The organism is Gluconacetobacter sacchari, from assembly GCF_014174255.1.
GTDB lineage: Bacteria > Pseudomonadota > Alphaproteobacteria > Acetobacterales > Acetobacteraceae > Gluconacetobacter > Gluconacetobacter sacchari.
The window spans coordinates 1-18,908 of the sequence record NZ_JABEQJ010000002.1 but is presented as its reverse complement, the minus strand read 5'-3'; the positions used below and the strand labels follow the sequence as shown (position 1 = coordinate 18,908).

Annotated in this window: 15 protein-coding genes; 3 read left to right on the top strand and 12 right to left on the bottom strand. The window is 67.2% G+C overall.

Translation table 11 applies throughout. The features are described 5' to 3' along the window. Position 1: 1 nt before the first annotated feature. Complete coding sequence (locus HLH48_RS01810) at positions 2–1,801, bottom strand: ABC transporter ATP-binding protein (protein ID WP_182995802.1); 1,800 nt, start codon at positions 1,799–1,801, stop codon at positions 2–4. 287 nt (positions 1,802–2,088) lie between these two features. Here HLH48_RS01810 and HLH48_RS01805 point away from each other — a divergent pair, with 287 nt between their 5' ends. After that, positions 2,089–3,123: a glycosyltransferase family 4 protein gene (locus HLH48_RS01805; RefSeq protein ID WP_182996033.1), complete on the top strand. Its 1,035-nt coding sequence runs from the start codon at positions 2,089–2,091 to the stop codon at positions 3,121–3,123. Here HLH48_RS01805 and HLH48_RS01800 read toward each other — a convergent pair. The 3 genes from HLH48_RS01800 to HLH48_RS01790 form a co-directional block, all read right to left on the bottom strand. Continuing rightward, on the bottom strand, positions 3,087–3,764 hold the full coding sequence (locus tag HLH48_RS01800) for a tetratricopeptide repeat protein (RefSeq protein ID WP_182995801.1): 678 nt from the start codon (positions 3,762–3,764) through the stop codon (positions 3,087–3,089). The two genes, HLH48_RS01805 and HLH48_RS01800, sit on opposite strands and share 37 nt — an antisense overlap. Before the next feature lie 14 nt (positions 3,765–3,778). After that, entirely contained in the window at positions 3,779–6,106 is a 2,328-nt protein-coding gene (locus HLH48_RS01795; protein WP_182995800.1) for a TonB-dependent receptor, read from the bottom strand. Positions 6,107–6,262: 156 nt separating this feature from the next. After that, entirely contained in the window at positions 6,263–6,949 is a 687-nt protein-coding gene (locus tag HLH48_RS01790) for a Fe2+-dependent dioxygenase (RefSeq protein ID WP_182995799.1), read from the bottom strand. Positions 6,950–7,091: 142 nt separating this feature from the next. Between HLH48_RS01790 and HLH48_RS01785 the strand changes: the two genes are divergently transcribed. Further along, a complete protein-coding gene (locus HLH48_RS01785; protein WP_182995798.1) occupies positions 7,092–7,883 on the top strand; it encodes a tetratricopeptide repeat protein in 792 nt (263 codons plus the stop codon). Between the two features lie 14 nt (positions 7,884–7,897). Here the strand turns inward: HLH48_RS01785 and coaA are convergent, their stop codons facing one another. The 4 genes from coaA to HLH48_RS01765 form a co-directional block, all read right to left on the bottom strand. Further along, positions 7,898–8,863, bottom strand: coding sequence for a type I pantothenate kinase (gene coaA, locus HLH48_RS01780; protein ID WP_182995797.1), 966 nt, complete (start codon positions 8,861–8,863; stop codon positions 7,898–7,900). A gap of 260 nt (positions 8,864–9,123) precedes the next feature. Next, the gene (locus tag HLH48_RS01775) at positions 9,124–9,546 is read right to left on the bottom strand and encodes a hypothetical protein (protein WP_246386713.1); all 423 of its coding nucleotides are present in this window, start codon (positions 9,544–9,546) and stop codon (positions 9,124–9,126) included. After that, positions 9,530–10,582, bottom strand: a complete 1,053-nt coding sequence (gene recA / locus HLH48_RS01770; protein WP_182995796.1) for a recombinase RecA — start codon at positions 10,580–10,582, stop codon at positions 9,530–9,532. The genes HLH48_RS01775 and recA overlap by 17 nt, the downstream gene beginning before the upstream one ends. Before the next feature lie 133 nt (positions 10,583–10,715). Beyond that, positions 10,716–12,227 (bottom strand): gamma-glutamyltransferase, encoded by a 1,512-nt coding sequence (locus HLH48_RS01765; protein ID WP_182995795.1) that lies wholly within the window; start codon positions 12,225–12,227, stop codon positions 10,716–10,718. Between the two features lie 220 nt (positions 12,228–12,447). Here HLH48_RS01765 and HLH48_RS01760 point away from each other — a divergent pair, with 220 nt between their 5' ends. Continuing rightward, the gene (locus tag HLH48_RS01760; RefSeq protein ID WP_182996031.1) at positions 12,448–13,185 is read left to right on the top strand and encodes a DsbA family protein; all 738 of its coding nucleotides are present in this window, start codon (positions 12,448–12,450) and stop codon (positions 13,183–13,185) included. On the opposite strand, the gene HLH48_RS01755 is transcribed toward HLH48_RS01760, so the two are convergent. The 4 genes from HLH48_RS01755 to HLH48_RS01740 form a co-directional block, all read right to left on the bottom strand. Further along, the gene (locus HLH48_RS01755; RefSeq protein WP_182995794.1) at positions 13,151–14,008 is read right to left on the bottom strand and encodes a hypothetical protein; all 858 of its coding nucleotides are present in this window, start codon (positions 14,006–14,008) and stop codon (positions 13,151–13,153) included. The two genes, HLH48_RS01760 and HLH48_RS01755, sit on opposite strands and share 35 nt — an antisense overlap. An 8-nt stretch (positions 14,009–14,016) precedes the next feature. Then, positions 14,017–16,986: a TonB-dependent receptor gene (locus HLH48_RS01750; RefSeq protein WP_182995793.1), complete on the bottom strand. Its 2,970-nt coding sequence runs from the start codon at positions 16,984–16,986 to the stop codon at positions 14,017–14,019. Positions 16,987–17,119: 133 nt separating this feature from the next. After that, positions 17,120–18,118, bottom strand: coding sequence for a FecR/PupR family sigma factor regulator (locus HLH48_RS01745; protein ID WP_182995792.1), 999 nt, complete (start codon positions 18,116–18,118; stop codon positions 17,120–17,122). Next, on the bottom strand, positions 18,069–18,647 hold the full coding sequence (locus HLH48_RS01740; protein ID WP_182995791.1) for an RNA polymerase sigma factor: 579 nt from the start codon (positions 18,645–18,647) through the stop codon (positions 18,069–18,071). Before HLH48_RS01740 ends, HLH48_RS01745 begins: the two co-directional genes overlap by 50 nt. Positions 18,648–18,908 lie beyond the last annotated feature (261 nt).

Genomic DNA, 18,908 nt, shown 5'->3' with positions numbered 1-18,908 from the left:
GTCATGCGGCGCCTTCGATGAACATGGACTGATGGGCCAGGAAGTCGCGATAGGGGCCGGCGGTGCGTTCCAGCACGTTGACGGGGCCGTCCTGCACGATCCGGCCATGATCCATCACCACGATGCGGTCGAAATCGCGCAGCGTGGACAGGCGATGCGCCACCGCGATCACGGTCCGCCCGACCTTCAGCCGGTCCAGCGCCTCCTGCACGCGCTGCTCGCTCTCGCTGTCCAGCGCGCTGGTGGCCTCGTCCAGGATCAGGATCGGCGCATTGCGCAGAAAGGCCCGGGCAATCGCGATCCGCTGCCGCTGGCCGCCCGACAGCTTGACGCCGCGGTCCCCGACCTCGGTCCGGAACCCCTCGGGCATCGCGTCGATGAAATCGCGGCATCCCGCGGCGATCGAGGCCGCGATCACCTCGTCATCCGTCGCGTCGGGCCGGCCATAGCGGATATTCTCCATCACCGACCGCCGCAGCAGCGACACCTCCTGCGGCACCACCGACATGCAGGCCCGCAGGCTCTTCTCGTCCAGGTCGCGCAGGTCGACCCCGTCGATCTCGACCGCGCCGCCCTGCACGTAGCGCAGGCGCTGGATCAGGGCCAGGATCGTGCTCTTGCCCGATCCGGACCGCCCGATCAGCCCCACCCGGGTCCCGGCGGCGACCACCAGGTTGAAATGCGACAGCACCGGCTTGCCACCCGGATAGGCGAACATCACGTCGCGAAACGCGACCTCGCCGCGCACCGGGCCGGCGAAGCCGCGCGAATCGTGCGAATCGACCATCTCGTGAGGCACCAGGATCGCCGACAGCGCCTCGTCCAGCCGGGCGACATGCTGGATGGTCTCCACCAGCGCCACGGCCAGGTCGCGGGTGCCGTGCAGGATCATGAAGCCCAGATTGGCCACCATCACCACGTCGCCGATGCTGGCCCGGCCCAGATGCCACAGCATGACCACCCAGAACAGCAGCCCCGCCGTCAGCACCGCCGTCAGCACGGCATGGACCAGCCGCAGCTTTTCCATGTAGCGCAGCGACCGGCCGCGCGCGCCCATCTCCTGGCGCATGGTCTCGCCCAGCCGCAGGCGCTCGTACCGCGTCATGCCGAACGAGCGGACCAGCGAGATATTATTGACGATATCCAGCATTTCGCCGTCCACCCGCGCGGCCTCGGCGGCATAATGCTGGTGCAGGCCCCGCCCGCCGGCTGCCATGCGGAACATCAGCAGGCACAGCGCGGCCGACAGCGCCACGATCACCCCCGCCATCACCGGGCTGATCGTCAGCAGCAGCCCGACCGACAGCGCCACGTTCAGGCAGGGCGGCAGCACGTTCCACGCCGCCAGGTTCTCCAGCGTGAACACCGACATGGCGGAGGTCGAAATGCGCGCGGCCATCGCGCCCGACATCCGGTCGGCGAAATAGCTGGCGGAATGGCCGGTCAGGTAGCGGAACAGGTCGCGCCGCACGTCGCCGGTCATGTCGACGAAGGCATAGGTCGCGAACCACCCCGCCACGCGCCAGGACATGTTGTCGCAGGCGATGACCACGACCAGGATCGCCACCGCGTTCCAGACCGGATGCATGTCTCCCACACCGTGCGCGGTCATGGTATCGACCAGGAATCGCGTGGCATACGTGGCGCCGACCGTGCAGGCGACGGCCGCCATGACCGAAAGGAAGATCACGGCATGCAGAAGGGCATGACGCCGCGCATAGCGAAAGATGAAGGAAAGCGGCCGGCCCACGTAATGAACCAACTGATCGTCTGAAATGGTGGTCTCGATATCAGTCGTCAAAATCGGCTGCCCTCTCTGCTGCCGGGTCGCTCCGGTCGTCGTGGCGCGCGGAAAGTTCCACACCTTGAAATGATTATCTATCCGGATCGGGGGGAGGAAAGATAGGCTCTCGCTACCCTTCCCCGCGGACGCCGGGCGGTCCCGCCCACGGAATGGAACATCCGCGATCCCGCTTCGTTCCACCCGGTAGCCGGATCCCCGCTCCGACATGCCATCGATTTGCCGTTTCCTGATCGCACGCTAGCATCCCTCGTCCACCCATGCGGAAGAAAGAAGTGACCAGCCCCATGCGTATCGCCCAGATCGCGCCGCTCCACGAAGCCGTCCCCCCCAAATTATATGGCGGAACCGAGCGCGTCGTGTCGTTCCTGACGGAAGAACTGACTTCCATGGGCCATGACGTGACCCTGTTCGCCAGCGGCGACAGCGTGACCTCCGCCCGGCTGACCCCCTGCTGGCCGCAGGCGCTCCGCCTCGACCCGGCGATTCGCGACCCGATCGCGCCGCACATGCTGATGATGGAGCAGGTCGCGCGGATGGCGGAGCAGTTCGATATCCTGCATTTCCACATGGATTACTGGCCCTTCACCTATTTCAGCCGCCAGAAGACGCCGATGCTGACGACCATGCACGGCCGGCTGGACCTGATGGAGCTGCAACCGGTCTTCGATGCCTTTCCCCGGGTGCCGGTCGTCTCGATCTCCAACAACCAGCGCCTGCCGCTGCCCCAGGCCCATTACGTGCGGACCGTGCTGCACGGCCTGCCGGAAAAACTGCTGACGCCGCAGCCCGGCCCGCGCGACTATTTCGCCTTCCTAGGCAGGATCTGCCCGGAAAAAGGCGTGGACAAGGCAATCCGCATCGCCCGCGCCCTCGGCGTGCCGCTCAAGATCGCCGCCAAGATCGACAAAGTGGACGCCGAATATTTCGAGCGCGAGATCGTGCCGATGCTGGGCGAGGGCGTGGAACTGATCGGCGAGATCAACGACCGGCAGAAGCCCGCCTTCCTGTCCGGCGCGCGGGCGCTGCTGATGCCGATCGACTGGCCCGAGCCGTTCGGCCTGGTGATGATCGAGGCCATGGCCTGCGGCACGCCGGTCGTCGCCTTCCGTCGCGGGTCGGTCCCCGAGGTGCTGGAAGACGGGCTGACCGGCCTGATCGTGGATAACGAGCACGAGGCGGTCACCGCCTGCGCCCGCCTGCCCGAGCTGCATGCCGACCGCATCCGCCAGCGATTCGAACAGCGCTTCACCGCCCGGCGGATGGCCGAGGATTATCTCGGCATCTACCGCGAACTGATCGCGGCCAAACAGACCGCCTGACCGCCCCGGTCGCCCGCCTCCGCGAGAAACCGGTCCATGCGGGCCAGAAAGGCCGGCGTCGCGGTCCGGCGGGCGGCCTCGAAATGCCGCCGCGCCCGCTCCGGCCGGCCCTCGGCCAGCAGAAAGCGGCCGAGATTGAAATGCCCGCGGAAATCGCCCCCCTCGGCGGCCCGGGCATACCATGCCCGGGCCTGGGCGCGGTCGCGCGGCACCGCCCATCCATCTTCATAAAAGCCGCCGATGAGGTTGAACGACTTGCAGTGCCCGCGCGCGGCGGCGCGGCGCAGCCATGCCAGCGCCCGCGCATGGTCCGGCTGGCCGTCCCAGCCCAGGGTCAGGCCGGTGGCGTAATTATACATGCCCCAGTCCAGCCCGGCACAGGCGGCGCGGCGATACCAGCGCAACGCCTCGGCCGGGGCGGCCGGCATGCCCCACCCCAGCTCGCAGCAGCGCCCGACCATGTTGCACCCCATGGCGTCGCCCTGCCGCGCCGCCGCCAGAAACCAGCCCAGGGCGGCCCCCGCGTCGCGCGGCAGCAGAACCCCATCCAGCAGGATCTGCCCCAGCGCGAGCTGCGCCCCGGCCAGCCCGCCGCCGGCAAGGTCGCAGATCGTCGCGACACCGGCCGCCGCGTTCGGCATGGCCGCCCCGCCGGTCAGAAATGGACGTTCAGGTTGACCAGCGCCGTCCGGCCCGGCGCCTGCGTCGCGTAGTGCGTGGTGTAGGCCTGGGTGAAATAGCGCTGGTTGGTCAGGTTCTGCATGTTCAGTTGCAGGCTGTAATGCCGCATGAACTTGTAGGTGGCCATGAAATCGAACCGCCAGTAGCCGGGGACGAATTTCGGCACGGTCGGCGAATCGGTGCCGTAGACCCGGCTCATGTAATAGACGCCCGCTCCCACGGTCACCGGCGCGACGATGCGATAGGTCGTCCATAGCGCCAGGCTGTTCGCCGGCGTGTTCGGCGCGCGGCGCCCGTCCATCAGCCCGTTCGCGGCACCGGCCCCACCGGCCCTGACCAGCCGCGCGTCCAGATAGCTGTACCCGGCATTGATCGCCCAGTCGCGGGTGATCTGCCCGTTCAGCCCGACCTCGAAGCCCCGGACGCGCTTGGTCCCGCCATTGTCGATCCCGCCCGTCGGGGTGGAGATCTTGAAGTTGGTGGCATCGATCTGGAACAGCGCGCCGCTGACCAGCAGCCGGTTATGCAGCACGTTCCATTTGGTGCCGACTTCGATCGTGCGGTCCCGCTCGGGCTTCAGCACCGCGCCGACATTGCCCGTCCGGTCGGCCCCCAGGCCGATATCGTCCGATCCCTGGCCGACCGAATTGCCGGGCGGAATCGCCGAGGTGGCATAGGATGCGTAGAGCGTCCCATTGGAGCGCGGCTTGTAGACCAGCGCGCCCTGGTAGGTGAACAGATTGTCGCCGCGTCCATATTCGGCCGCCGCCGCGCGATAGGTGCTCTGCACATTGTCGTAGCGCACGCCGACATTGGCCTGGAGCTGCCTCAGCAGCGTGATCGTGTCGAACAGATAGACCGCCTTGGTGTCGAACCGCGTGCTGTTCGGCTTGCCCGTATGTTTCAGGTCGCCCGACCATACCTGGCTCGGGTTCGGGTCGAGCAGCGAGGTGCAGGTGCCCGACGAAAAGGCCAGGGCGGTCGCGCACCGCGTGAAACTGGTCCCCGCCCCCACGTTCTGCCCGTCGACATAGGCGGTGTAATTGTCGTTCTTGCCCTGCTCGCGCGTGAACTCCGCGCCGGTGGCGAACTGGTTCCTGAATCCCGCGAGATCGAACGATCCGTAGAAATCGGTCTGGTTGGTCGCGGTATCGAAGGTCGAGAGCCGGCTGTTCAGACGACGATACACATAGCCGTAATAGATGTTGCCCTGGCTGTCGTCGGGCATCGTCCAGCGGTCGTTCTGCGTCGTTTCCGAATAGCGCGTGGTATTGCGCAGATGCAGCGTGCTGCTGAAATCATGCTCCAGCCGCAGCGTGCCCATATCGATGCCGTCCTGGTTGGCATCGCGATTCTCCAGCCCGTACCAGGTATCGAACGGCACCTTGACCGGCGCGCCGCTGCCCGTCGCCATCACCCGCCTCGCGCCGTCCGACCGCGCGTTGAAGGCCGGGTTGTTGTACGGAATGCCGACATCGGGCAGGTCGTCGTTCTGCATGTGGTAATACATCACGGTGACGCGGTTGGGGGTACCCAGCCCGAACGCCACCGACGGCGCCACGCCGAAACGCCGATAATGGGTGGGCCCGCGCCCGGCCACGCCCTGGTCGTCGCCCATCAGGTTCAGGCGAAACGCCCCGCTATCCGCGATCCGCCAGTTGCCGTCGAAGGTGCCGCGCTTGTAGTCGGCATTGCCGAAGCCGAGATTGGCATCGACCACGTTCTTCAGCGTCGGCATCTTGCTGTTGATCAGGATCGCGCCGCCGGCTCCGCCCCGCCCGGCGATCGAGCCCGTATCGCCCTTGACGACCTCGATCGACTCCACGTTGAACGTCTCGCGCGACTGCGCGCCGACATCGCGCAACCCGTCGACGAAGGTGCTCGACTGCGCGTCGAACCCGCGCAGGAACGGCCGGTCGCCCACAGGGTTGCCCCCCTCCCCGGCCCCCATCGTGATCCCGGGCACATTGCGCAGCGCGTCGGCCAGCGTGTTGGACGCGGTCTGGGTCAGCAACTGGCGCGAGATGATCGAAACGCTCTTGGGCGTGTCCAGCAGCGATGCCGTGAATTTCGGCGACATCTCATGCCATTGGCCTACCACTTCGATATGCTCGTGCCGGGGCGCGGGCCGGTCCTCGCGCGCCTTCTTCCCGTCCTCGCCGGTCCGCGCATCCGGCGGCGGCGAGGCCGGCGTCGCGGCCCATCCCGGGGTGCCGATCACCGCCATCGCCAGGCCACACAGGGCCTGACCACGCGGGGGGGTCACCTGCCGCGCCACACGCCATTTTCCAGTGACACCCATTCGCCGAAGATCCTCAATGCCGGATATAACAATGCGAACTATTCGCATTCGCGATGTATGTTTCATCGTCGATACAGGCGTCAAGAAACTCGTTCGCGACAAAGAATGTCTGGTCCGCTTCCCGCGCGGCGAGGCGGGGCGACGACCGGCCAGGCGTCAGAGTTCGCACCATTGGCGCATGAGGTTATGATAACAGTTCACCAGTTCCAGCACGGCGGCATCGTCATCCGCCAGGCGCGCGCGCAGGTCCATGATCGTGCGATCCAGGTCGAACAGGATCCGCCGCCGCTCCACGTCGCGGACCATCGACTGGGTCCAGAAGAACGACGCCCACCGGCTGCCGCGCGTGATCGGGGCCACCTCATGCAGCACCGTGGTATCGTAGACGATCATGTCCCCGGCCGGCAGCTTGATCTCCTGCACGCCCGACGCATCATGGATCCGCAGTTCCCCCCCGTCATAATCGTCGGGTCCGGTCAGGAAGAGCGTCGAGGACACATCGGTGCGGATCCGCATGCCGCCGGAATTGGGAATGGGCCGGATGGCGTTGTCCACATGCGCGCCGAACGACATGCCCTCGTCATAGCGGTTGAACAGCGGCGGCACGACACGCAGCGGCACGACCGCGCTGTTGAACAGGGCATTCCGCCCCAGCGCCCGCAGCACGATCTCGCCGAGCGACCGATGCAGCGGATGGTCCAGCGGAATCTGGAGATTGTTCTTGGCCGCCGCCGATTGCGGCCCCGCCGTCGCCCGGCCATCCGCCCAGGCCGCATCGGCAAGCGCGCGACGGCAATGCAGAAGTTCATCCGGCGAGAGAACATCGGGAATATGCAGCAGCATGGCGCTTTCGATCCAGGGACCCTGCCGGGCACGGCGACGACACTGCATAGCTATATTGCAATAGATTATCAATTGCATAAATAACGCGACAATGGTTTGGTGCCCCGACCGCCAACCACCGACCGCCACGGGTTCCCAGCACATGCGGATTTTCCATGCCCTGAAGACCGTCGCCACCCGACGCCGGCGCGGCGGGGCAGCCGCCCCCGCCCTGCCCGACATCATCGCGGAGATCCGCAACCGCGCGGCCCAGGGCCACCTTCCCGACCAGGTGCGCTGGGGCGATATCCTGCTCGACAGCATCCATGTGCCGCCCGACCCCCGGCAGGCCCGGCGGTGGTACGAAATCGCGGCCTCCGCCGGCTACGCTCCGGCCCATAATATGCTGGGCCGCTGCCATCATTTCGGCTGGGGCGGCCCGGTCGATCTCCAGGCCGCCGCCGCCAGCTACGCCACGGCGGCGCGGCTGGGCGATCTCTGGGGGTGCTACAATCTTGGCATCATGACCATGCGCGGCATCGGCATGCCGGCCGACCTGCCCCGCGCGCTGGCACTGTTCCGCAGCGCGGCCGACCGTGGCCACGCCAAGTCCATCAACCTCGTCGCCCGCTTCACCGAGGAAGGCTGGCACACCGAGCGCGACCCGGCCGCCGCCCTCGCCTGGTATCGCCGCTCGGCCGAGGGCGGCGATTATCGCGGGCAGCATAATTACGCATCGGCGCTGCTGGCGATGGGCGAGCGCGCCCCAGCCCTCGCCTGGTGGCGGCGCGCGGCCGGCGACGCGACGTCGGACGTCCTGCTGGCCATGGAGCGCACCCTGGCCCCCCTCGGCCCGGATGGCGATCCCGCCCTGCTGGAACAGGTTCGCGCCCGCCTCGCCGCCCTGGGTATCGCCACCTTGGGCATCACCACTTTGGGCATCGCCGCGCCATGATCGCGGCGGCACCGTCAGAGATAGCGCAGACGAACCTCGTCGATGGCGTGCGACCGCTCCTTGCGCAGGATCAGCCGCGCCCGCTCACGGGTCGGCAGGATATTGGCTTCCAGGTTGGGCAGGTTGATCCGGTTCCAGATCTGCCCCGCGATCCCCTCGGCCTCCAGCGGCGTCAGGTCGGCATAATGATGGAAATAGGAAGTCGGCTTCCGGAACGCCGTCCGCTGCAACAGCTTGAAGCGGTCCACATACCACGATTCGATATCGCTGGTGGCCGCGTCGAGATAGATCGAGAAATCGAAGTAATCCGACGCCACCATCGACCGGTCGGTACCGGTCTGCAACACGTTCAGCCCCTCGAAGATCAGGATATCCGGTCGGTCCACCGTCTGGAAGCAGTCGGGCACGATGTCATAGGCCTCGTGCGAATATAGCGGCACGTCCTGCAAGCGCTCGCCCGCCTTCACGGCGGCCAGGAAGCCGATCATCCGCCGCAGATCGTAGCTCTCGGGAAAGCCCTTGCGCTGCATCAGGCCGCGCTCTTCCAGAACCCGCGTCGGCAGCAGGAACCCGTCCGTCGTCACCAGGTCGACGCGCGGATGGTCCGGCCAGCGCGACAGCACGGCCTGGAGCAGCCGCGCGAAGGTGCTCTTGCCCACGCCCACGCTGCCGGCGATGCCGATAATGAACGGCACCGAAATGCGCGGACAACCCAGGAACGCGCTCTCGACCATGCTGTTCAGGCCGCGCGAGGCCATGACATACAGGTTGAGCAGGCGCGACAGCGGCAGATAGACCTCGGTGATGTCGGCCAGCGACACGGGCTCGTTGCGGCCCCGCAGCGCGGCGATATCGTCCTCGGACAGCGACAGCGGCACATTGGCCCGCAACGCCGCCCACTCGGCGCGCGAAAACGTCAGATAAGGCAGCGGCGGATCGCCGTCACCCGACACCGCCCCCCACGGAGGCGCCCGGAGCATCACGATCTAGGTCCGGACCGCACGGACGAAGCGGGGTTTCGTGCCAACCGTCATGAATCCGCTTCCCCCGGAAGGACCACCATTATCGACCGCCATCTCCGGTCTCGTTCAGCGCGGCGTAACACCAACGATCGGCGCGATCCAGTAGACCCCACGCCCCGCCGGCCCTCCACCATCAAAAAAAGGCGGAAACCCGCCATTTTCCGCCGCCCTCATGACAGAGACGTGACAGAACGCCCCTGAACGAGGCACCGATCGCCCTATCGCCCGTACGTCGTCTGCCCCCGGTTCCGCGCGCCGTAGCTGACCTGCGTGTCGGGAATGACGTAATGCTCCGCATCTTCCTTCTGCCCGTCATCGCCGGCGGCATTGGCATCGAAGCCCGAGGCGATCATCTGCATGCCGAAGGCATCGGGCAGCGGCTGGTAGTCGGGCTGCCGCCCGGCCGGCGCGGCCGACATGGGCTGCGATCCGTCGCGCCCCGCCTGTCCGGCCGACGCGGTCTTGGCCGCGCCCGGCCGTTCCTGACCGCTGAACAGCGTCAGGGGCGGCACGTCGATCGAATCCCCCTCCGGCCGCTTGGGCGCACAGGCCGCCAGGCCAGCCAGCAGAACCAGCAATCCCGGGACGTACGCCCCGGGCAGCCGGCCCCGCGCCCCGCGCCGGTCACTCGGATTCGGCAAGATCCTGTTCACCGGGGGATACCAGCATCGCTTCGGCCACCACGCCCGCCTGTTCGCGCACCCGGCGCTCGATATCGGCCGCCATCTCGGGGTGGTCGCGCAGGAACTGCTTGGAATTCTCCCGCCCCTGCCCGATCCGCTGGCTGTCGTACGAGAACCATGCCCCCGATTTCTCGACGATGCCCGCCTTCACGCCCAGGTCGATCAGCTCGCCCATCTTGCTGATCCCCTCGCCATACACGATGTCGAACTCGACCTGGCGGAACGGGGGGGCCATCTTGTTCTTGACCACCTTGACGCGGGTCTGGTTGCCCACGACCTCGTCCTTGTCCTTGATCTGTCCGATGCGGCGGATGTCCAGGCGCACCGAGGCATAGAATTTCAGCGCATTGCCGCCCGTCGTCGTCTCCGGGCTGCCGAACATGACACCGATCTTCAGGCGGATCTGGTTGAGGAAGATCATCATGGTGTTGGAGCGCGAGACCGTGCCGGTCAGCTTCCGCAGCGCCTGGCTCATCAGCCTGGCATGCAGGCCGACATGGCTGTCGCCCATGTCGCCTTCCAGTTCGGCGCGCGGCACCAGCGCCGCGACACTGTCCACCACCAGCACGTCGATGGCGCCCGAGCGCACCAGCGTATCGGCGATCTCCAGCGCCTGCTCGCCCGCGTCGGGCTGGCTGATCAGCAGGTTGTCGACATCGACCCCCAGCTTGCGGGCATAGCCGGGGTCCAGCGCGTGCTCGGCGTCGATGAACGCGCAGACACCGCCCTTCTTCTGGGCTTCCGCGATCGCATGCAGCGCCAGCGTGGTCTTGCCCGAGCTTTCGGGCCCGTAGATCTCGACGATGCGGCCACGCGGCAGGCCGCCGATGCCCAGCGCGATATCCAGCCCCAGCGAGCCGGAGGAAATCACGTCCGCCGCCTCGTTGGGCCGCTGGCCCAGGCGCATCACCGATCCCTTGCCGAACGCACGTTCGATCTGGCTCAGCGCGCCTTCCAGCGCCTTGCTCTTGTCAATGCCCGGTGCCTGCGCCATCGCCCTCAATCCCGTTCCAATGTCATGAAAATCCCAGGGTCCATCCGCCACGCCCCGACGGCCCCGACTCCCTAAAAACTAGAACAAAACATGATCACCCACAAGCGGCCGCGCAAGCCCCCGGCCGGCTCCCTCAGTCCGACCCCAGCGACAGGCCGGCCGACCGCGCATCGGTGCCGCCGGCGCAACTGCCCTCGCCGCCCGGCAGCCCCTCCGGGCAGGAAATCGCATTGATGCGGCCATCCGCCGTCACCGGCCGCGCGCCCGGCCTTTCGCCCGCCAGAACCTGCTTCATCTCGGCCGCGACCGCGTCGGCCGCGTCATTCTGTCCCGATCCCGTCACCGCGGCCCGGAAGCGGCTGCCCACGCTGGCGATCGCAGCGGTCAGCAGCGGCGGCGGCAGGCGGCGCGGCGACGCCCCCATCACGATGCCGGTGCTGCCGGCGACGCGGCCGATACCGAACAGGTTGTCCATCGTCAGGCTGCACGCCACCGCCTCGCCATGCCGGTCGACCACCGCGAAGGAGGTCGAGGCCGGTAGATGCGGCAGGCTCCCCCCCGAGGGCACCGTGCCGGAATCGACCAGTGCCTGGGCACGGGCCACCAGTTCGGCGCCGGGTCGCGCGCCGGCCGCCTGCGCGCGCCAGGCGGCAACCACCGACTGCCCGACACGATCGCCCCGCCCGCCCGCGTTCAGCGCGCGAAACGCGACCGCGCTGCCCAGTCCGCCATCGGCGGGCGGCGGCAGGAAGCTCACCGTCACGTCCCCCGCGCGCACGGTCAGCGGATCGGTCTCGACCGGCACGGCCCCGCGCAGGTCCGCCATCGTCAGGCCGCCGCCCGCGCCCTGGCTGCCGGCGACGAACGAGCGCGCCAGCGCCCCGTTATACAGGTCGCCCACGCCCATGCTGCGAATCTGCTCCAGCACCCCGGCCAGGCGCGGCTGTACCAGGCTGTCGCCTTCCGCCAGCACCTTGCCGTCCCCCCGGCTGAAGATCGCCGCGGCCCCGGGGTCGGCCAGCAGCGGCCCCTGGACGGCCGCCAGGTCGGTGGCCAGCGCCCGGCTGACCGAAATCCCGCCCCGCGCCAGGTCCAGCGCCGGCGTCAGCGTCTCGGCGAACGCCACGCTGCCATAGCGCAGATGCATCAGGTACAGCCCGCGCGCCAGCGTCGGCGCCGCCGCCGGGCGGTCGACCGGCGCGCCACCCGGCTCCGGCGTCGTCGATCCGGCAACCGGCAGGAACAGGAACGCCCGCGCGCCGCCGGAATCGCCGGGCCGCCACGCCAGGCAGGCGCCCCCCCCGCCCAGCGAGGCCCGCGACGGCAGCGTGATCGCCAGCGACATGCCCAGCGCCGCCGCCGCGTCGGCGGCATTGCCGCCCCGCGCCAGCACGTCGCGGGCGACCATGGCGGATTGCGGCTCGTCCGACACGACATTGCCGATATAGCCGGTCAGGTAGGTCGGTCCCTTCGCGGCATTGTCCCCGCCGCCGAACAGAACGTGGCTGACCTGCCCCACCGGGTCGTTGAATGTCTTGACCGAACAACCGCCAAGCGCCGCGGCCATGACCGTGGACAGCAGCAAGGCCCCGCAACGACGCAACGGGTGGTTCAGGGGACGTTCACGCACGCACAGATTCTCCATTGCCGCCGCATGCCAGGCGCGAAACCACCGGGCTATCGGGAATTAGCGGTCTTCCGGGCCATCGGCAACTCGCCTTCTCCCCCGGCACCCTTCCGCGCCGCCCCGTTCTGCTCTACAGACAGCCCCGATACGGAACCCGAGCCGGAGGCCGCCCTTGCCATTTCTCCCGTCCCGCAGCCCCACCCGGCTCCGCACCATCCTCTGCGGTGGCATCGGCGTCATGCTGGCCCTGGCCGCTGCCGCCCCGGCCTCCTCCGCCGCCCATGCCGACGATGGCGGCTTCACCCCCGCCCAGCGCAAGGAAATCGTCGCCATCGTCCGCGACGCGCTCAAGACCGACCCCACGATCCTGACCGACGCGATCACCGCCCTTCGCGCGGGGGCCGAGGCGCAGGAACAGTCCCGCACCCGCGACGCGCTGGTCGCCAACCGCGCGGCACTGATGGCCCCGGCCCCGACCGACGCCATCCTGGGCGCGCCGCACGCGCGCATGACGGTGGTCGAGTTCTACGACCCGCGCTGCCCCTACTGCCGCAAGGTCCTGCCCGACCTGGACCGCCTGGTGCATGACGATCCCGATGTCCGGATCGTGGAAAAAGTGGTGGCGGTGCTGGGCCCGGCCAGCCTGCTGACCGCCCAGGCCATCGCCGCCGCCGCGTTGCAGGGCGGGCAGGACGCCTATTTCCGCATGCAGCACGCGGTCATGACCGACACCACGCACCCCGACACCGCCCGCATCCGCCTGCTGGCGAAGCAGGCCGGGCTCGACGCCGACCGCCTGGTGGCGGACATGGCCGGTCCCGCCGTCGCCGCGACCCTGCGCGCCAACGCGCAACTGGCCGAGGCGATCCATATGGAAGGCACGCCCACCTTCATCTTCGACGCCCGCACCGTCATTCCCGGCGCGGTGGATTACGACGAACTCAAGGCGACGATCGCCAGGGTCCGGCACGGCTAGCGCCGGCCGGCGGCAGCACGCTCTCGACCATGGCCGCATGCCGGCGATCGATGGTCCAGACATGGCCGGGGCGCAGCACGTCCCAGTCGAACGCCTGGCCATTGGTCGGCAGGGCCATGGTGTCGACATGGACAAGGCGCCCCCCCGCCTCCGGCAGGGCCAGGACATAGAGTTCCGCGCGGTCGTGCCCGGTGACGTAAAGCCGGCCATCCGCCCCCCATCGCCCGCCTGACGCGCTGTAGTGGCCGAACCGCTCCAGCACGTCCCGCGGAAACAGCCACGCCTCCTGGCGCACGAAATGCGAATCCATCCGCACCAGCACGGTCGCGCGATGGTCGCGCGGCGCCTCGCCGCCCTCGCCGTCGTAATTGGCGAAGCAGGCCCACCAGCTTCCGCCATGCCAGTCGATCCAGGTCAGCGACCCCAGCCCCGGGCCGAAACTGTGCGACCGCACATGCCGCATCGTCCGCGCGTCGAACCATTCGACCGAACTGGTCATCGGCGTTTCCGGATAGTTCGACATCGCACAGACCAGTTCGCCATCCATCGCCCGGCAACTGTTGATGTGGATGTAAAGCGCCGGGTCGCCCTGCCACGACCCGACACGCTCCCCCGTCGCCCGGCTATATCGACCGATGCGCCCGTTCTGCACGGCATAGAGAAACGCCGCATCGTCGGTCACACCCTGCGTCGCCTCCGGCGCCGCGACCACCCGCACGATTTCGGGCATCGGCGGGGCGGGCTCCGCCGCATCTACCGGCCCGGCGGTCCAGGAGGCCGCCAGCGCGGCCGCCATCACCCGGCGACAGTCCCGAAATGACATGCCGATCCTCACAGTCTGGGCTGGAAGCGGATACCGAACCAGACGGTCCGGCCCACCGGATGCATGTCCTGGATCAGGTTGGCGCTTGGCCCCATCCGGGTCTGGTAGCCCGCATCGGTCAGGTTCTGCACCTGCCCGGTCACCGACATCCACCGATTGACATGATAGCTCACTTGCATGTCGATCTGCGCGCGCGGCTGCATCCACATATCGAGCCAACTGGCCGTGCCCGAGGTGTAATACAGATATTTTCCCGTCAGATTATAGGCGAAGCGCGCTTCGAGGTTCCGGTCCGAATAGAGCAGGGACGCGTTGTAGATATGGCGGGGCTGGTTCGCCAATCCGCCCATGCGCCGCTCGGAACCGTCGCTCATCTGCTCATCGAACCAGCCCTGTAGAAAGGTCGCATTGAACGAAACGCCGAAATTCCTCAGCACGGCCGGCAGAAAACCGAATTTCTCCCGCACCAGTTGCATCTCCAGCCCGCGCAGCCCCGCGCCGGACGCGTTGAGCGGCTGCGACACGATCGCCTGCTCCGTGATGCCGTTCAGCGTCGCTTCCCCCAGCGTGTTGCGGGTATAGATCGAGTCATGGATATCCTTGTAGAACAGGCCGAGCGAGACCAGCGTATCGCGTCCCGGATACCATTCGTAGGCCAGATCATAATTCCATGAATGCAGCGGCTTCAGGTTCGAATTGCCCTGCGAGATCGTATAGGTGCCGTTGCTTTCCGACGTCGTGGTCGCACCCCCGATCTGGTTATAGTTCGGCCGCCCCATGGACTCGGTAAAATCCGCCCGGACCTTCATCCGCGGCGTGATCGAGAACGTCGTCAGCACCGAAGGCAGCAGGTAATCGTACTGCGCCGTGCGGGTCTGCGGCAGATATTGCGTCGCGCCTCCCGTGCTGACGGCATTGATGTTGGCGACGTTCAGAAACGTATGATCCCAGCGGAAACCGCCATGGATCGCAAACCAGTCGTTCCGCCATCCGGTCTGGAAATACAGCGCCGTGATGGATTCCATCAGATGATAATAGGATTCCTTGTTGACCGGCGTCTCGTCGAGCTTGCGAAACAGGTCCGGCCGCCCGGTCAGGATGGCATGCGCCTTGACCGGATCGACATAATAATAGGTCAGCCCCGGCGCGGACGTCACCTCGCCGGTGCGGCCCGTGATGTACCCCCCGAGGTTGCCGATCTCCTGCGGGGCATTCCCTGCCAGCGGCGCCCAGTCATCATAGGTTTCCGTATGCTGCACGTTGGTCATGGTCTGCGTCGCCCCCGCCCCCAGCCAGAAGCCGCGCCCCAGGTCCCAGTGCCAGTCGCCACGCAGAAATCGCAGCTTGGTGCGCAGCGCATACTCATAATCCCTGAAATAGCGCGGCCCGTAATTGCTCAGGGTGTTCGCCGCCGCCAGATCGTTGAGATAAATCGAAGGCGCCCCGTCATTGACCGTATAATTATACCCATAGAGCGGCGAATAACTGGTCTTGTCTTCCGAATTTCCGGTATTGCTGTATTTCATGCCGGTATTCCACTTGAACATCCAGTCCGACAGATGGTCCCAGGCCTCCGAGTCCGCGGCCACCAGGTCCAGCTTCATACGGTTCGTGATGTCGTAATGAAGCGTGCCGTTTACATAGAAGGTCCGATGCACTTCCGGCTGGACCGAATCGCCGAACTGATACTGCCCCTGCGTCAGCGTGCCGGTATCGGGGGTCGCCCCCGCGATCCAGTTGCCCGACGGCATCGAAAGCGCCTCGTTGCGCACTTCCTGGTCCACGGCATGGAAATAGCCGCCCGCCACGGCCATGGAGAGGCGCGATGTCGGCCGCCACTGGAATTTCCCGTTCAGGCTGTAGCGCCTGTAGGCATCGTCGAACGCATAATCCTGCACCCGCACCGGCACGGCGGCGGCACCGGGGGCATGGGCGGCCGCGTCGGTATTGATGGAACTGCCCTGCGCGGCACCCGACGCCCCGTAATAGGTCCATCCATCCCCCGCCGAGTCACCGGGCAGAATGGCATGCGCCGCCGAGTTGAGTTCCTGATACCCCCCGGCCAGCACAAGGCCGAACTGCCGGTTCCCGCCGAAGACGCGCGTGATCGTTCCATCCACGCGCCAATCCTCGCGGCGGGGCGCGACGACGGTACCCGCCCTGTTGCTCCACCCGCCGAGCAACTGGATATCGGCGGAATTACCATATTCGTAGGCATTCTTCGACAGCATGTGGACCTGCCCGCCCAGGCCCTGCGGATCGTCATAGGCATCGATCGTCTTGAGAATCTGCAACTCCCCCACCAGCGAGGACGGGATCAGGTCGAGCCGCATGCCACGCTGCGGCGAATAGACATTGTCCGCCGAGGCCAGTTGCGCCCCATCCAGCGTGATCAGGTTATAGGAATTGTCCAGTCCGCGAATGGTGACGTTTTCCATCTGGTTATCGGACCGGCCGTCATTCTGGCTCGGCAGGGTGGAAATACCCACCATCCGCCGCGCCGCCTCGACGACCGTCAGGTCCGGCGCCGAGCGGATCTGCTCGGCGCTCAGCGTATCGAAGATCTGATCGCTCGTCCGCTTGGTCAGCATCGTGTCATGGGTCGCGGAAACCACGATCCGCTCGCCGGCCGGCTGTACCGACACCCCCCGATGCCCCGGCGTCAAAATCAGCACCGAATCATGCCGCGACTGCACGACCAGCCCGGTCCCCGCCAGAAGCCGCGACAGGGCCTGCTCGTCGCTCATCACCCCGTGGACGGCATGGGCCTGAATATTCCGCGCCGATTTTTCCCGCAGCATGATCTGCATGTTCACCTGCCGCCCATAAACGATCGCGGCGCGGGAAACCGGCATGCTGTCGATATCGAACCGGCGTGCCTGGGCATGGGCGGAAGCAGGCGAAAGACTCAGCGCGATACCGGTGCTTGCAAGCAGCGCCGCAACGAAGCGGGCATGGGGAAACGATGAATGCGACATGGTCTTTCATATCCACCAATGATACGTTTCCTTACTTGAGACCGGGGCGCGAAAAATCCCCCTCCAGAAACTCCTTTATTTTTATTAAGCTTTTCTGACAGACGCTGGCCCGCGCAAAAAACGCATCCGCCCGTCAGCGCAGTTCCAGCCCATGGGCCGACGTCACCAGCCGGGCATGGAACATGCGGCAAAGGCTGCGGGCGAACGTCTCCGGATCGGTCAGCGAAAAAATGCCGTCGATCCGCTGGCGCGCGAGCGTCGCATCGGCCACATGAATGTGGGTGTCGTTATAGAGATTGATCGTCCCGATCGCCTCGGCGACCGAAGCGGCGCGCAATTCCAGCCTGCCATGGCTCCAGGCGGAGACATAATCCAGGTCGTCCGCGCTCAGGCTCCCGGTTTCCCACCGGCCCGTGGGCGCCAGCCGCGCCCATTGCGCCCGGCGCAGCATGTGCGTCCCGCCTCCGGCCACATCCCGCAGCCGGGCACTTCCCTCCAGCAGCAGCACGCTCTGCCCGTCACGATCGCATCGCATCACGAACGACGCCGCGACGGTGTCGATCTCCACGCCCCCCGCCCGCACCGACATCGGTCCCTGCCGCCAGTCGACCCGCACACGCCCACCCAGCAGATCGCCGTAGATCCGCCCACCCCGCATCAGGCAGACAAGCTGCGATGTCCGATCGAGGCGGAACGTCCCGCCGGCCAGCCGCACCGGCCGCGGCAATTCGCAGCCCGAACGGAAGAAGCGCGCCGGCTCACGCGCCTCGCCAGGCCCGGCCGTCGCCCCCAGCACCACGCCGGCCGCAAGCACCGCCGCGGCCGACGCCACCATCCGCCGCCGCCCCATGGCGCGGCACGGCGCGGGTTCCGCCTCCGGCACCGCGCCGGCGCCGCCGCGAAAAGCCGCCACGCGATCGGCCGAGCGCCACAACGCCCTCGCCCGCAGAAACGCGCCCCGATGCCGGCTGTCCGCCTTCAGCCATGCGTCCAGATCCGCCGCGTCCGAGGGCGCCAGCGCGCCCCGGTCCAGCCGGAGCACCCAGTCGAATGCCGCCTCATCGACCGGATGGGCGCGCCTTTCAGGATTTTCCGGCATCGCGTCGCCGCGCCGCGCGAACGGGCCCGCCATCAGCCGGCCGCCGCTCCGCGCCGGTCTCGCCGAACAGGGCGTCGAGCGCGCGCAGCGCCCTGGCCAGTTGCTTTTCGACCACGCTTTCCGACACGCCCAGACGCTGCGCGACCTCGCGCTGGGACAATCCGTCGATCTTGCGGTGCAGGAGAATGTGGCGACAACGCTGCGGTAGCTCCTCGATGAATGTGTAAAGACGCGCCAGCTCCTGCCGGGCGCCGAAGGTCCGCTCGGCGTCGGCCCCCTCATCCATGATGCTTCGCGCGTCGAAATCCGTCAGGGTGGTGATGGAAATAATGCGCGCGCGCCGGTAATGGCGCAGCACCACGCTGCGGGCGACGGTAAACAGATATGCTCGTGGATTACGGATCCCGGCGATATCGGCCGTGATCATCGCCGCGTAGCTGTCCTGGACGATATCGTCGATATCGATGTCGCGAAATCGGCGCAGCCACGTCCTCAGCGCCGCTTCGTGCGGCAGCACCTGGCTGGCGACCCAGGCGATCCGCTCGTCATCCGAAGGAGGCATCCCGATCTTCCCGCACGAACGAATCCCCGTTCCCCGCCACGGAGAGAGGTCGGCGGAAGCTAGAGCAGCGAAAGCCCGATTGATCTTGAAATTATAATGACACCGAAAACGAACCCATGCCGCCGGCCGACGCGGCACGGGCCATCCGCCCGCTCACGACGCGGCCTCGTAGACGGCCCGCGCGGCCTCGATGGCCGCCCCCGCCGGCGGCGCATGGCCCTCGGCGCGCAGCACGGCCTCCAGCGCGCCGAGCGTGATCAG

Excerpts from the sequence above, each read along its gene's own strand:
- HLH48_RS01805 (WP_182996033.1), top strand. The coding sequence starts at position 2,089 with ATGCGTATCGCCCAGATCGCGCCGCTCCACGAAGCCGTCCCCCCCAAA.
- HLH48_RS01800 (WP_182995801.1), bottom strand. The coding sequence starts at position 3,764 with ATGCCGAACGCGGCGGCCGGTGTCGCGACGATCTGCGACCTTGCCGGC.
- HLH48_RS01795 (WP_182995800.1), bottom strand. The coding sequence starts at position 6,106 with ATGGGTGTCACTGGAAAATGGCGTGTGGCGCGGCAGGTGACCCCCCCG.
- HLH48_RS01790 (WP_182995799.1), bottom strand. The coding sequence starts at position 6,949 with ATGCTGCTGCATATTCCCGATGTTCTCTCGCCGGATGAACTTCTGCAT.
- HLH48_RS01785 (WP_182995798.1), top strand. The coding sequence starts at position 7,092 with ATGCGGATTTTCCATGCCCTGAAGACCGTCGCCACCCGACGCCGGCGC.
- coaA (WP_182995797.1), bottom strand. The coding sequence starts at position 8,863 with ATGCTCCGGGCGCCTCCGTGGGGGGCGGTGTCGGGTGACGGCGATCCG.
- recA (WP_182995796.1), bottom strand. The coding sequence starts at position 10,582 with ATGGCGCAGGCACCGGGCATTGACAAGAGCAAGGCGCTGGAAGGCGCG.
- HLH48_RS01765 (WP_182995795.1), bottom strand. The coding sequence starts at position 12,227 with ATGGAGAATCTGTGCGTGCGTGAACGTCCCCTGAACCACCCGTTGCGT.
- HLH48_RS01760 (WP_182996031.1), top strand. The coding sequence starts at position 12,448 with ATGCTGGCCCTGGCCGCTGCCGCCCCGGCCTCCTCCGCCGCCCATGCC.
- HLH48_RS01755 (WP_182995794.1), bottom strand. The coding sequence starts at position 14,008 with ATGTCATTTCGGGACTGTCGCCGGGTGATGGCGGCCGCGCTGGCGGCC.
- HLH48_RS01750 (WP_182995793.1), bottom strand. The coding sequence starts at position 16,986 with ATGTCGCATTCATCGTTTCCCCATGCCCGCTTCGTTGCGGCGCTGCTT.
- HLH48_RS01745 (WP_182995792.1), bottom strand. The coding sequence starts at position 18,118 with ATGGCGGGCCCGTTCGCGCGGCGCGGCGACGCGATGCCGGAAAATCCT.
- HLH48_RS01740 (WP_182995791.1), bottom strand. The coding sequence starts at position 18,647 with ATGCCTCCTTCGGATGACGAGCGGATCGCCTGGGTCGCCAGCCAGGTG.